The following is a 14,369-nucleotide window of genomic DNA, read 5'->3' as shown; positions in this document are numbered from 1 at the left end:
TTTTCGATCGAATTTCGCGTGTTGCCGAAACGCGGACCGCTCGATGCGCGCCAGGTGGCGCACGAACAGGAAAACCAGACATGAAAGACCATACCCTCATCTCTCCCGCATCCCGTACCACCATTCGCCGCCTGCCCGAACTGGCGAATCACGATCGCACGATGCTCCACCGCATCGTGGACGATGCGTACGTCTGTCACATTGCTTTCGGCGACGGACACGACACGCACTGCATCCCGACCGCGCACTGGAGAAGGGGCGATGACCTCTATATTCATGGATCCAACGGGAGCCGGATGATCAAGGCGTTGTCTGCGGGCGCGCAGGCGTCCGTGGCGATTACGCTGCTGGATGGGCTCGTGCTGGCCAAGTCGGCCTTCAGTCATTCGATGAATTATCGATCGGCGGTGATCTACGGGCAGTTCGACACGGTGGAGGGTAGTGCGGAAAAACTCGCGGCGCTGGATGCCTTCATGGACAAGATCGCCGCGGGCCGCAAGCATGAAGCGCGACCGGGCAATTCGAAGGAACTCAACGCAACCAGCGTGCTGCGGATTTCCCTTGCGGAAGCGGCCGTGAAGGTCAGCGATTCGTTGCCGTCCGACAAGGAGGAAGATCTCGCGCTCGCCGTGTGGGCGGGAATTTTGCCCCTGAAGACGATGCGTGGTACGCCGGTTCATGCCGACGGGAGCGGCAGCGCGCCCGTGCCGGACTACGTCCGGAACTGGGCCGATTGAGTATCGCGGCAAGATCGGGATGTTTCGCAGAAAACCCGCGAGGCTTCGCGGGTTTTTTACGCAGTTGCATGCGGTTCCGGGCGCGCGAAACGGCGCGCACCCGGAACGGCGTCGGTCATCGATCCATCAGCGCGCGAAATCCGACGTGCTCTGGATGAACGCGTTCAGCTTCGAGATGTTCACGCTGCCGAAGCCCGTCGTCGCGTCCCAGCCGGCCTTCGCCTTGTAGCCGTAGGTGCCGCTGCCGTTGTTGCCGGACGTGACGTCGTGCAGCAGCGCCGCGTTGGCCGGGAAGTACTTGTAGATGCTCGACGCGGGGAACCCGAGCGCATTGTTGTTCGCCGATTGCAGCCGCGCCCAGATGCCCGTGAAGATCGGCGCGGCGAGGCTCGTGCCGCCTTCGTTGTTCAGGTAGCCCGAGCCCCACAGCGTGTCGGACGTCTGGCCGTTCACCACCAGAATCGCACCGGTGCGCAGGTCGGCGTCGAAGCCGACGTCAGGCAGCGCGCGCTTGGTCGACCCGGTGAGGCTCGACGATTGCCACGACGGCGCGGCCTCGTACTTGCTGTATCCGCCGCCCGTCGACCACACGGTGCCCGGCTGCCAGCTCGGATCGTTCCAGACGATCTCGCTGTTGTACGCGTTGGTCGACGTGTTGGTGAACAGCGTCGTGCCGCCCACGGCGATCACGTACGGCGACGTCGCCGGTTCGCTCACCGTGTAGGTCGAGCGCGACGGCGAGCCGCTCGCGCATTCGTACGCGCCATGGTCGCCCGCGGATACGGAGAAGGTTTGCCCTTGAGCGACCGCCTGCTTGAAGATGGTGTCGTCGGTCGCCTGCGAGCCGGTGCTGTATGCGGACGATTCGCACACGCCGAGCGACACGTTGATCACCTTCGCGACGTTGTCCGTCACCACCTTGTTGTACGCGGCCGTGATCGCCGTGAGCGTCATCGACGGCGCCGCGTAGAACACGACCTGCTTCACGCTGCCGCCGGCGGCGCCGACGATCGACTGGCTGTCGAGGTTCCACTCGACGGTGCCGGACGTATCGGTATACGAACTGCCGGCCGGGCCCGTCTGCACGATGCTGCTGCTGATCGTGCCGAGGCCGTTGTTCGCGGCGAACGTATTGAGGTCGCTCACCGTCTGTGACAGGTCGCCTTCGGAGATGATGCCGACCGTGGTTTGCGAGGCCGTCGGCGTGCCGTCGCCGCCATAGAGCGACGAGAATTCGGTCGGGTTGTGCGGCACCGCCGACGCGCCGGCCGGGATCGTCAGGTTGCTGGTGTTGCCTTGCGGCTTGCTGCCCGCGCCGGTATGCATCAGCTCGACGTTCTGCAGGCCGAGCACGGCGCCCACGATGCCGCCGATCGCGTTCGGCACTTGCGCTGCGTCGGTATTCGCGTAGACGCTGCGGCCGTTGCGCGTGAAGCGCTTGAGCGTCGTGCGGAACGCGGACTTGATGGTCGCCGCGGTGCCGGACGCGGACACCAGCAGCCGGTTCGGCGCGACCACGATGTTCACGAAACCTTCCTTGCGCAGGTGCGCGACGACGGACGCGACTTGCTGGTCGGTCGGCGCATATTGCGCGGCGAACTGAGCGGGCGTGAGGAACTGCCGGTAGTGCGGCGAGCCGGGCGTATGCAGGTCGCGCAGGTACTTGTCGAGTTGCGCCTCGTTGCGCAGGTTCAGCCCGAGCACGATGTCCACCGATTCGCCGGGCGCCATGTCGATGGCCGCGGCTGCTGCGGCGGCCGTGCTCGCTGCAGGCGCGCCGGCCGCGCCGGCTTCGCTCTGCTGCACGAGCGGCAGGAACCCTTTGGTGCGCGTTTCCGTCCAGCCGGCTGCCGGCGCGGCGTGGGCGGTCGCCATGCCGAACGAAGCGGCCGCGGCGGCGCATGCGAGCTTGACGATGCGAATGTGCTTTTGTTTCTTGTCTGCAACCTGATTCATTTGAATTACCCCTCCGGTTGAACATCGAACGGCACGAACAACAACGGTCGACGGCGGTGCGGGTCGTGCACCGCCGCTTTCTGTCGCGCTCGCACGGTTGGCGCGGACGCGACAGGGCCTTTCGCCCGATCCGGAAAGGTGGTTTCTTTCCGGGGGCGAAATACGGAAAACGCGGTAGCGGAAGGGCTGCACCGCGATGCAGGGCAGCCGCGCGGACATGACGCGGGCAGGATTGCTAGAGCAACAGCTTCGGTGTCCTGCTCATTTCATTCGATCCTTCGGCCCGCTGCCGGATGGCAGTCGTCCAATGAGATGCATCGGGATATTGCATGCGCCGGTGCGCGAACGACACGGCCGGCGGCGGGCACTTCGGTGCGGCGGAAGCGAAAAAACGTAGAGCGGAATCGATTGCGTGGTGAACAATTCGTCCGGTTGCTTGAATCGGACGGTATCAAGAACGAAAGCGGAGTGTCAAACTTTTTTTGATTACATGAAACAAAATTAAATCGAATAACGCGCAATGATTTTGAAAAGATCGGCAGTATTTTGTAATTTTCGAGACCGCCTTCGCAGGTAATGCCAGAGGCGATTCGCCAATCATTTCCGATTCGTTCTGTAATGGGCCGAGCGTTATCGAGGAAGTGCTCGACATCTTCGCCGGCACGGTCACTGCGTGCCACGCAGCCGCTAGCCGACACCGCGCATCACTTCGGGCATGCTCGGCGCGCCGGCCGGTTCGAGCTTCTTGCGCAGCCTGCTGATGTGGCTGTCGACCGTGCGTTCCGTCGCACTCGCATCGGCCATGCACGCAGTCGTCCGCGCCGGAGCGCGATGCCTGCAGCCGGTCGAGGTCGCGGTCGAACGCGGTGACGACGACGACGGGCGTACGGCTGCGCTCCGACGCTCGGCGAGCACGTCCCAGCCATTCTTTTGCGGCATCGTGCGGTACGGGGTCGAGCACCCGATCCGGGGCGGATCGCCTTCCATCGGCTGCTCGACGCGTTTTTCTGAAGCCGCAGGTGTTCACGGACGGTACGCGAGATTGCTTCCCTGTCTCGCGCTCCACCGTGATTTCGTAGTGGTCCTGCTGTTTTGGTGCGGATTATCGCGTTCGCTATGAATTCTTCGCGTCAGTCGCGCTCTCGCCATACATAGGCGAAACGATTCAGCATTTTCCTGTCCCCGTGCGATGAAACCGGCGGCACGACAGCACGGTGCGCAGGCATTGTTCGAACGGTTCGATCGGGGCCGCGCTACTGTCCGGCACCGGCGCGCCGCAGCGCATCCGCGGCTTCCGTGTTGTCGTGCGTCAGCGCGAGCCGCAGCAGCGACTGGCCGCGCCGATCGACATGGTTAGGATTCGCGCCATGCGCGACGAGCAGCGGGATCAGATCGAAGCGATTGAACAGCGTCGCGAACCCCAGCGCGGTTTCGCCGGCGCCGTTCGTCTGGTCGATCGGGCAACGCGTGTCGATCAGGCGCCGCGCGATGTCTGGTTCGTTCTTGAAGAGGGCGCCCATCAGCGCCGTGTTGCCGTGGCGATCGCCGGCACACGCGTTTGCGCCGGCTGACAGCAGGTAGTCGAGTGCGGCGGGCTGGCCGTCGTAGGACGCAAGTATCACGGCCGTATAACCGTGGCTGTCGGTGGCATCGACGGGGTAGCCGGCATCGTGCAATGCACGCAGGATGTCGACGCGTCCGACGCGGGCAGCGTCGAACCAGTCGCCGTCATAGCGGCGCAGGGCGGCGGGATCGGCTTTGGAATACGCCGGTTGATCGGGGAGATTGGCGCAGCCGGCGATCGCGGCCAGCGCCAGGGCCGTTGCGGTCGCACGGATCGTGCGTGTCAGGCGTTCTGATCGCATGAGGATGTCCTGATGAAGAGATAAGGTCGACGTGCGCGGCGCAACCCCGCACGTCGACGGCGACCGGAATCGCGGGATCAGTTCTCGCTCAGCTTCGCGGCGAGCGACTGCACCTGCTGAACGTTCGCGTGGACGGCTTGCGCGAGACGCGTGCCGTAGTCGGCGTCGGCCTTGTAGAAGTACGACAGCATCGCGTACTGGTTGTGCGCATTTGTCACCTTGCCGAGATCGCCGGACAGCGCGGTGATCAGGTCATCCCTGTCCTGCTGCGACAGGCCGCGGTAGTACTCGCCCGCCTGACGGAACAGCAGCTTCTTGCGGATCGCTTCCTGCTGCGTCGTTCCGGCGAGCGTCGTGCGGACGGACTTGTACTGCGGATCCTGCGCAAGCTCGTGCAGTGTCGACGGCTCGTAGTTCACCTCGCCCTTGCGGGCGCCGGCGTTCATCTTGCCGTCCTGGTTGTTGTTGACCACCGGCACGACGGGCCGGTTGATCGGCAGGTCCATGTAGTTCGAGCCGAGCCGGTACAACTGCGTGTCGGCATACGCGAACAGGCGATCCTGCAGCATCCGGTCTTCGGACGGTTCGATGCCCGGCACGAGCCGCGATGGCGCGAACGCCGATTCCTCGGTCGACTGGAAGTAGTTGTCGGGCACGCGATTCAACGTCATCGTGCCGATCTTGCGTTCAGGGACACCGGTCCAGACCTTCGTGTCGTCCAGCGCATCGAAGTCGAAACGGTTCAGGTCCTTCGGCGTGAGCACCTGCACGTACAGATCCCACTTCGGGTAGTCGCCTTGCTTCAGCGCACCGTACAGGTCGTTCGTCATCATGTTCCAGTCGCGCCCAATCGACGCGGCGATGTCCTGCGGACGCAGGCCGTGCACGCCTTGCTGGCTTTTCCAGTGGAACTTCACGTAGTGCACGTCGCCGTGCGCATTGACGAACTTGAATGCATGCACGGCAAAGCCGTCCATGTGGCGATACGAATCGGGCATGCCGGCATTCGTGTACAGCATCGTCAGCATGTTCGTCGCTTCGGGCGTGTTCGCGAAGAAGTCGAATGCGAGGTTCGGGTCCTGCACGCCGGTCACGGCGCTCGGCTTGTTCGCGTGCACGAAGTCGGGGAACTTGATGCCGTCGCGAATGAAGAACACGGGCCAGTTGATGCCGACCATGTCCCAGTTGCCCTGTTGCGTATAGAATTTCACCGCGAAGCCGCGCGGATCGCGCGCCTGTTCAGGCGAGCCGCGGTAGCCCATCACGGTGGAGAACCGCACGAACACCGGCGTGCGGGTGCCCGGCATGAAGACCTTCGCTTTTGTCAGGTCCGAGATGTCGGCGCTCGGCACGAACTCGCCGAATGCGCCGGTGCCGCGCGCATGCACGACACGTTCGGGAATGCGCTCGCGATCGAAGCGCTGCAGTTTCTCGATGAGCGCGGAGTCCTGCAGGAGCACGGGGCCGGCAGGGCCTGCCGTCTGCGAATTCTGGTTGTCGCCGACAGGCGCGCCGGTGTCCCGGGTGAGTTCGGCGGCATGGGGAGAGGCGGAGAGTGCAACGCAGATCGCGGCGACTGCGTGCCTCAGCACGCGATGGGAGGATGAGGGCATGACGATGGAACTCCTTGAATCCGATCGGTGGTGGGGAAGCCGACTGAATTAGAAGATATCGTCAGACGATTGGCTAATTGATATTGGATATGTTTTCGATAGCCGCGGCGTCGGACCGGGGCGGGCCCGGTCGATGCGGAAGGAGGGAACGAATATTGTTGCGCGTGCAATGAGTCGTTGTGTTTCGAATGATGCCGCAGTCGTGCATGTATCCCGCAGGCGCGGTCAACCCGCGCCCGCCTGCCATCCGAGCCCGAGGCTCTTCTGCAGCGACACGTAATCCTTGATCAGTTCGGCTTGCCCGGCAATCACGTTCTGCTGCGCGGACAGCGCTTCGCGTTGCGTGTCGAGCAGGTCGATCATCGACGCGACGCCCGCGCGATAGCGTTCGTCCATCAGCGATCGGGAATGCACGGCCGACGTTTGCACCTTGGTGAGCGCAACGACGTGTTCGCGCTGGTGCCCATAGCGCTGCAGTGCGGTGTTCGCATCCTGCAACGCGCCGAGCACTGCCTTCCGGTAATTCGCTTCCGCTTCGTCGCGCGACGCTTCGGCCGCGCGCACCGCGCCGCGTGTGCGTCCGAAGTCGAGAATGTTCCATTGCAGGTACGGCGCACCGACCCACGTGAAGTTCTGCTTGCGCAACAGATGGCCGGGGTCCGTCGCACTGAAGCCGAGATCGCCGAGCAGCGTCACCTTCGGGAAATAGTCGGCGACATGCTCGCCGATCTGCGCGTGGCTCGACGCGAGCCGGCGCTCGGCCGCACGAATGTCGGGGCGCTGCTTCAGCAGTGCGGCCGGATCGCCGATTGCGACGCTGCCGGGCAGCGTCGGCAGCGGGGTGTCCGGTGTCGACAGCGCGGCGTCGAGCGTGCCCGGCGCGCGGCCCGTCAGGATCGCGAGCCGGTCGAGCGATTCCGTCACCTGCGCGTCGAGCGGGATCAGCGATGCACGCGTGTTCTCGACCAGCGTCGTCAGGCGTTCGATGTCCACATCGGCCGCGACGCCGCGCGCGCGGCGCTGCTGCGTGAGTTCGAGCATCTTCTGCTGCAGTTCGGCCGTGCGCTGCGACAGCGTGAGACGCTGCTGCTGGTCGCGCAGGTCGACGTAGGCGGTCGCGACTTCGGCGGCGAGCGACACCTGGGTGTCAGAGAGGTCGGCGTCGACAGCCTCGGCCTGCGCGGACGCGGCTTCGACCGCACGGCGCGTGCCGCCGAACAGGTCGATTTCCCAGGTCGCGTCGAAGCCGGCCGAATAGAGTTGCAGCGGCCCGGAGCCGCCAAGCGACGGCGATGCGCCGCTTGACTGGTTCGAGCCGTTCGACGGCAGCAGCGAGCCGAGCGCGCTGACGTCCGGTTCGCGCATGCGGATGGCCGCAACGGTGGCCGACGATTTCGGCAATTGGGCCGCGCGCTGTTGCGAGAGCTGCGCACGCGCTGCGCGCAAGCGCGCCTGCGCGGCGTGCAGATCGGGGTTGTACACGAGCGCGGCGGTGATCAGGTCGTCGAGCTGGCGATCGTTCAGCGCGTGCCACCACGCGCTCGGTGCGGGCGCGGCGGTGTCGACGCCGGATGCCGGCGCGCGCACGAAGGTCGGCGCATCCGGCGCGGCGGGCGCGCCGTGGTAGTCGGGGCCGACCGTGCAGCCGGCGAGCAGGCACGCGGCCGCGCACAGCGTGAGTGCAGGGCGGCGGAGCGGGGAGAAGGATTTCATCGCGTAAGACGGTTCAATGGCCGGACGACATCGGCTGCGGGCCGCGCGGCGTTCTCAGCAGCAGCGCGAGCGGCACGCACGCGAGCAGCGCGAGGCCCAGCAGATAAAAGGTTTCGGAATAGGTCATCACGACCGCCTGGATCTGGATCTGCTGCGCAAGCTGTCCGAGCGCACGCATGTTCGAATACGCGAGATCGCCGGTGTGCGCGAACCAGTTGGCCGCGTAGGCCGACAACCGGTCCTGCCCGATCAGCGAGTTCGCGCTCACCGATTCGCGGAGCGCGGCCGTATGGAAGGTCGTGCGCCGGTCGATCACGGTGCCGATGATCGCGAGCCCGATCGAGCCGCCGAGATTGCGCGCCATGTTGTAGAGCCCGGCCGCGTCGCCCGAGTCCTCGCGCGCGACGGCAGCCATCGACGCCTGGTTGAGCGGCATCATCGCAAGCATCTGCGCGACGCCGCGGATCAGTTGCGACCATACGAAGTCGTGGCCGACGCTCTGCGCGGTCAGGCCGATGTCGAGCATGCAGCTCAGGCAGAACAGCAGCAGCCCCGAGATCACGAGGATGCGGAAATCGACCTTGCCGAGCAGGCGCGGCAGGATCGGCATCACGAGAAAGGCCGGCAGCCCCGACAGCAGCATGATCGCACCGGCCTGTTCCGCGTTGTAGCCGGCGACGATCGCGAGGAACTGCGGCAGCAGGTAGGACACGCCGTACAGCCCGGCGCCGACCGCGGACACGATCACGATCACGCTCGCGTAGCGCGGGTTGCGCATCAGCGACAGCCGCATGATCGGCCGCTTCGCGAAGCGCTGCGACAGCGCGATCAGGATCATTCCGGCGAGCGACACGGCGCTCAGCGTGACGATCATCTGCGATTCGAACCAGCGTTCGCGCTGGCCCTCCTCGAGCACGACGGTGAGCGAGCTCAGCCCGATCGCGAGGCCGGCGATCCCGAGCCAGTCCGCGTTGAAGAACGTAGTCCATTGCGGGCGGTCCGACGGCAGCCCGAACCACAGCAGCGCCATCAGCAGCAGGCACACGGGCAGGTTCAGGAAGAAGCACCAGCTCCAGTTCACGTTCTCCGCGAGCCAGCCGCCGAGCACGGGGCCGAACAGCGGCCCGAGCAGCACGATCAGGCCGAACAACGTCATCCCGACCGGTAGCTGCGACAGCGGCAGCCGCGTGCGGATGATGGTCTGCGCGGTCGGGATCAGCGCGCCGCCGGTGAAGCCCTGGCCGATCCGGCCCGCGATCATCATCGGCAGCGAATGCGACCAGCCGCACATCATCGAGAACGCGATGAAGAGCGCGGAGTTCGTCAGCAGGAAATTGCGCAGCCCGAACACGCGCGTGAGCCACGCGGCAAGCGGGATCATCACGATTTCCGACATCAGGTAGCCGGTCGAGATCCACGTGCCTTCGGTGCCGGTCGCGCCGATTTCGCCCTGGATCTGCGGCAGCGCGGAGTTCGTGATCGAGATGTCGAGCGTCGCCATCAGTGCGCCGAGCGCGCCGGCCGCGACCGCGATCCAGTCGGTCACGCTCGCGCGGCCTTCGTGCGGCGGCGCGGGTGTCGTCGCGGGCGTGTCAGCCATGGCGCTTCTCGTCGCGGGTCGAACGCGTATCGACGTCGACCGTCACCGACAGTCCCGGCAGCAGCATGCGCTGCGCGCGGGCATCCGCGGCGAGGCGGATGCGCACCGGCACGCGCTGGACGATCTTCGTGAAGTTGCCGGTCGCGTTCTCGGGCGGCAGCAGCGCGAACTGCGCGCCGGTGCCGGGCGCGAAGCTGTCGACGACGCCGGACAGCGCGCCGTCCGGCAGCGCGTCGACGTGCAGTGCGACGGGCTGGCCGATGCGCATCTGGCCGATCTGCGTTTCCTTGAAGTTCGCGACGAGATAGATCGCGTCGACCGGCACGACGGTCAGCAGGCGCGTGCCGGGCTGCACGTACTGGCCGACGCGCACCGTGCGATCGCCGACGCGGCCGTCGAGCGTGCTGCGCACGATCGTGTTGTCGAGGTCGAGCTGCGCTTGCGCGGCACTGGCCTGCGCGGCCTCGAGCTGCGCGCGCGCCTGCCGGAGCTGCGCGGTGAACGACGCGATCTGCGTGCGGGCGGCTGCGATCGACGCGTTGTTCGCGGCGAGCGTCGCGGCTGCCTGGTCGCGCGTGCTCTTCAGGTCGGCGACGCGTTCGTGCGTTTCGGCACCGGTCGCCGCGAGCGGCGCATAGCGCGCGTATTCGTCGCTTGCGTGACGTGCATTGATCTGCGACACCTTCGCCTGCGCATCGGCCTGTTCGAGATTCGCGTGCTGCTGGCTGATGTCGGCTTCGGCACGCGCGATATCGGCGCGGCGCGCGTCGACGGTCGCGAGCGATTGCGCGAGCGCAACCTGGTACTGGCGGACGTCGAGCCGCACGAGCGGATCGCCGGCCTTCACGGCCTGGTTGTCGCGCACGTAGACGTCGGTGACGTAACCGGCGACCTTCGGCGCGGCAGTCATGCTGTCCGCCTGCAAATACGCGTCGTTGGTGCTTTCGATGAAGCGGCCGACCGTCCACCAGCGGCCGAGCCAGACGGCGGCGCCGAAGGCCGCGAGCACAGCGACGACGAGCAGGATGCGTCGCTTCGATCCGTGGGTTCCGTTGCGCGGCGTTGTTCCGGCTTCCTGACGATTTACTTTCTGTGGCGGATCTTGCAACGTCGACATGCGGGCATCCAATTTATTCCAGGTGGAAGAATTATTCCAGTTGCTAAAATTGTGTCAAGTAGAATGTCGGTCGATCGAGTGACGAGGAAGGCATGAACGAAGCGAAGAAGCTGCGCCGCACGTCGGCGGGCGGCTACGCGCGCGGCGACGAGACGCGCCAGCGGATCATCGAGGCGGCGATCGAGCTGTTCGGCGAACGCGGGTTCGCGGGTGCGTCGACGCGCGAGATCGCCGCGATGGCCGGCGTGAACGCGCCGGCGCTCCAGTACTATTTCGAGAACAAGGAAGGCGTTTACCGCGCGTGCGTGGAGACGATCGCCGAGCACGGCTGGGCGGTGTTCGCGCCGGCGGTCGGCCATGCGTGGGCGATGCTCGATGCGCACGCTGACGTCGACGTGCTGATCGACGCGTTCATCGCGCTGCTGCGCGCGCTGTCGGACCGGATGTTCACGGCGCCGAAGACGATGAACCAGCGGATGTTCTTCGCACGCGAGCAGGGCGGCCAGGAGCCGGCGAGCGCGAGCGAAATCCTGATGAAGCGCATGCGCAAGCCGCTCAACGACGTGAGCGCCGAACTGATCGGCCGCATCTCGGGGCGGCCGGCCGACGATCCCGTCACGCGGTTGCGCGCGCTGAGCCTGTTCGGGCAGATCACGGTATTCCACATCGCGCAGCGGTCGGCGCTTCAACTGCTCGAATGGGAGGCGTTCGACGGCGAGCGCGCGGTGCTGCTGATCGAGACGATCGCCGACCAGACGCGCGTGCTGCTCGAACAATGGCATGCGCAGCGCGACGCGTGTGCCGCTGCTGAAGCCGGTGCGAAGCGGGGGCAGCGTGCTGCGGCGAAACGCGCGGCGAAGCCGGGTGCGTCGACGCCCGCGGCGGCAAGCACGCGCCGCGTGAAGAAGCCCGCCGCGCGTTGAGCGCGGCGCGCCGTTAGCCGCAGCCGGTCAGCCCGGCTTGCGCTCCGGTTCGCCGGCCGACGGCGGCCGGGCCGCCGTTGCGGCGGCATTGCCGTTGCGGGTGCTGCTGCCGCTTTCGCCTTCGTCCTCGCTTTCGCCGTTGCCTTCCGGCCGCGATCCATCCGCGTACGCGACGAGGCTGCGTTGCGGATTGGCGATCCGGATGCCGCGTTCGCGGAACGTCTCCGCGATCCGCCGGTTGAATTCACGCTGCACGCTCCAGCGCGTCGAGTCCGTGCACTGCATCTGCCCCGCGAGCGCAACGGCCGCGCCGTCGACCTGGTCGATGCCCCAGTAGCTGAAGTCGGACAGGATGCCGTCGTGGTACTGCGGATCGTCGCGCAACGCGGTGCCGATCTCCTTGAGCGTCGCGATCGCGCGATCGATGTCCTCGCCGTACGCGATGCTGACCTTGACGGCCGCGTTGCCGAGCCCGCGATTCGTATTGTTGACGGTCGTCACCGAGCTGAACGGAATCGTGTACAGCGACCCGTCGCCTGCACGCAGCCGCACGGTGCGGATCGACAGGTATTCGACCGTGCCCGACACGCCGGCGAGCGTGACCCAGTCGCCGACCTGCATTGCGTTTTCCATCAGCAGGAAGATCCCGGTGATGAAATCCTGCACGAGCTTCTGCGAGCCGAAGCCGAGCGCGACGCCGAAGATGCTGGCGCCGGCCAGCAGCGGGCCGACGTTTACGCCGACTTCGCTGAGGCCCGTCAGCACGACGACCAGCGCGATCATCACGAACAGCAGCGAGCGCAGCATCGGCAGCAGCGTGCGCAGCCGCGCCGCGCGCACGAGATTGCCTTCGCGGGTCCAGCGCTGCAGGCGGCGCTCGATCGCGATGTTCGCGGCTTCCCATACGACGAGCGCGACGATGGCCGCGATCGCGATCGTCACCAGCGCCGACGCGAGCCGGTGGCCGATCGTGCCGGTCTCGAACGCGCTGAAGATCGGCACGCCCCAGATCTGCAGCAACAGCACGACGGTCACGATGCCGATCGCGCCCGATACGATCCGGCGCAGTAGCGGGTAGTAGCGGTACGCATGCAGACGGACGAGCGTGCGGTCTTCGTCGCGGCGCTGGAACAGCCGCGCGAGCGCGCCGAACACGACGATCGACACGATCCGCATGCCGATCATCGCGGCGATCGAACGGCCGCCGAGCGTGATCAGCACGCGGTAGCCGTTGTGGACGTCGAGCGCCCACACGAACCACAGCGCCATCACGATGAATACCGACACGGGCGCCCAGGCGTCCGCGAGCGCGTTGCCGATTACCGCGAAGGTCGGCCGGTCCGCGCCGGCTGCGCGGATCCGCGCGGCGACCGGCCGGCGGCACCGCAGGATCAGCGCCGCGATCATCACGTGCCCGACGAGCGCGACCGCTTTCAGCAGCGCGACGTGACCGGCCTCGCTGAGGCCGATGTTCGCGGCGATCTCGACCGCGGCCGTGCACACGCCGACCACGATCACGATCCGCGCGATCGAGCGTTGCGCGAAGTCGGCCCATGCATCGCTGATGTGCAGCAGCCGCAATTGCCGCGCATCGGGCTGGAAGAACAGCAGGCTGACGATCGTGACGAGCCGGCCGATCACGTAGATGTCGATCAGCGATTCGAGCGCGGATTCGATCGGTGTGCCTGCGTCGCCGATCATCGACATCGTCAGGCTCGCGACGCCGACGAACACAAGCAGCGGCACCGCGCGCAGCGCGAGGCTGACGAGCGCGCGCGGCATCCGGTGCAGCAGCGTGGTGTGGCGCTGCGCGTCGCCGCGGCCTTGCGATGATGTGGGTGCGGTGTCGGGAGCGTAGGCGGCGTCGGGCGGAGCAGATGATTCCGGCGGCGGCGCGTTGTCGTCGTCGGATGTGACGGCATCGGGCGCGGTGCTGCGCGCCGAGTCGGCGCGCCGTGCGGCCAGCGCGGCCAGCGCGCGCCGCAGTAGCCGCTTCGCGAACCATTCGAACAGGAACGCGGGCACGAGCACGGCGACGATGAGCCAGATCGCGTGCGCGAGATCGGCGCGCTCGTCGGCGCGCACCAGCTTGTCATGCCACCAGCTTCCGACCGAGCCGACATCGAGCAGCGAGCGCAGCGATTCCTTCAGCGCGCTGCCGATTTCGGTGGTCCAGCGCGCGCCCTGGCGGACGAGCATCGACGCGAGCCCGTTCGACGTGAGCGCGGCAGGCGCGGAGGCAGCCGACGCGCCGCTGGCCGCAGCCGCTTCGCTTGCCGTGACCGCGGGCGCGCTCAATGCGCCGACGGCCGCGATCGCACGCAGCGTCGTTTCGACCTGGGCGCGATCGCGCGGGTTTTCGAGCACGTCGAGTGCCTGCCGGGCCTGTTGCGGCGTCAGCGCGGGCGCGGTGCCGGAAGCGGCCGACGCGGCGGCCGGTGCGGGAGCGGCCGCATGCGCGGCCGAGACGACGGCGGCAAGCAGCCAGCCGAGGAGGAAATGTCGCATGGGTAGGCATGCGGGCGCGCATCGGCGCGCGGCCCGCGGAGCTGAACGATGGACGGAAGTTAACATGATCGCGATCGGAACCGAATAGTTCCATCGACGAATATTTGAATCGGGCATACGCGAGGCGGCGCGGGCGTTTGCGGCTTGTTCGTGCCTGTAGACAGTCCGATATGCGGACACGTCCTTTTTATCGAATCGTAAGCGTCCTGTAACGCGTGCTTGTTGGTGCCCCGGCGTGCAGATGTGAACCGGGAACGGTTTTTGAACGCGAATGGCGCGTCGTTACGCGAGCGTTCGCCCGATCGTGAACAAACGACGATCATCGCGACACGCACGT

At 66.4% G+C, this 14,369-nt stretch carries 9 protein-coding genes and 1 pseudogene; 2 read left to right on the top strand and 8 right to left on the bottom strand.

Annotation, left to right across the window (positions count from 1 at the left end; genetic code table 11):
• The first annotated feature begins 80 nt into the window (after nt 1-80).
• Nucleotides 81-737: a pyridoxamine 5'-phosphate oxidase family protein gene (locus AC3WLY_RS28240; protein ID WP_175958682.1), complete on the top strand. Its 657-nt coding sequence runs from the start codon at nt 81-83 to the stop codon at nt 735-737.
• Between the two features lie 126 nt (nt 738-863).
• Here AC3WLY_RS28240 and AC3WLY_RS28235 read toward each other — a convergent pair whose 3' ends face one another.
• The 7 genes and pseudogenes from AC3WLY_RS28235 to AC3WLY_RS28205 form a co-directional block, all read right to left on the bottom strand.
• Complete coding sequence (locus tag AC3WLY_RS28235) at nt 864-2,693, bottom strand: S53 family peptidase (RefSeq protein WP_492308487.1); 1,830 nt, start codon at nt 2,691-2,693, stop codon at nt 864-866.
• Between the two features lie 687 nt (nt 2,694-3,380).
• Nucleotides 3,381-3,632, bottom strand: a pseudogene (locus tag AC3WLY_RS28230) (winged helix-turn-helix domain-containing protein); the annotation flags it as partial.
• A gap of 314 nt (nt 3,633-3,946) precedes the next feature.
• Nucleotides 3,947-4,558, bottom strand: coding sequence for an ankyrin repeat domain-containing protein (locus tag AC3WLY_RS28225; protein WP_310140575.1), 612 nt, complete (start codon nt 4,556-4,558; stop codon nt 3,947-3,949).
• A 77-nt stretch (nt 4,559-4,635) separates the two neighbouring features.
• Nucleotides 4,636-6,171, bottom strand: a complete 1,536-nt coding sequence (locus AC3WLY_RS28220) for a catalase (RefSeq protein ID WP_492308488.1) — start codon at nt 6,169-6,171, stop codon at nt 4,636-4,638.
• A 225-nt stretch (nt 6,172-6,396) separates the two neighbouring features.
• On the bottom strand, nt 6,397-7,884 hold the full coding sequence (locus AC3WLY_RS28215; protein ID WP_492308489.1) for an efflux transporter outer membrane subunit: 1,488 nt from the start codon (nt 7,882-7,884) through the stop codon (nt 6,397-6,399).
• A gap of 13 nt (nt 7,885-7,897) precedes the next feature.
• Entirely contained in the window at nt 7,898-9,484 is a 1,587-nt protein-coding gene (locus AC3WLY_RS28210; protein ID WP_175958687.1) for an MDR family MFS transporter, read from the bottom strand.
• Entirely contained in the window at nt 9,477-10,601 is a 1,125-nt protein-coding gene (locus AC3WLY_RS28205; RefSeq protein ID WP_492308490.1) for an HlyD family secretion protein, read from the bottom strand. The genes AC3WLY_RS28210 and AC3WLY_RS28205 overlap by 8 nt, the downstream gene beginning before the upstream one ends.
• Nucleotides 10,602-10,693: 92 nt before the next feature.
• Here AC3WLY_RS28205 and AC3WLY_RS28200 point away from each other — a divergent pair, with 92 nt between their 5' ends.
• On the top strand, nt 10,694-11,524 hold the full coding sequence (locus AC3WLY_RS28200) for a CerR family C-terminal domain-containing protein (protein ID WP_492308491.1): 831 nt from the start codon (nt 10,694-10,696) through the stop codon (nt 11,522-11,524).
• A gap of 27 nt (nt 11,525-11,551) precedes the next feature.
• Here AC3WLY_RS28200 and AC3WLY_RS28195 read toward each other — a convergent pair whose 3' ends face one another.
• Nucleotides 11,552-14,032 carry a mechanosensitive ion channel family protein gene (locus AC3WLY_RS28195; protein ID WP_492308492.1) on the bottom strand — a complete coding sequence of 827 codons (2,481 nt, stop codon included), beginning with the start codon at nt 14,030-14,032 and terminating at the stop codon, nt 11,552-11,554.
• Between the last annotated feature and the right edge of the window lie 337 nt (nt 14,033-14,369).

Source organism: Burkholderia sp. FW306-1C-G01B, assembly GCF_058781685.1.
The sequence above is the reverse complement of the archived record's forward strand: the minus strand, read 5'-3'. Positions and strand labels throughout refer to the sequence as shown.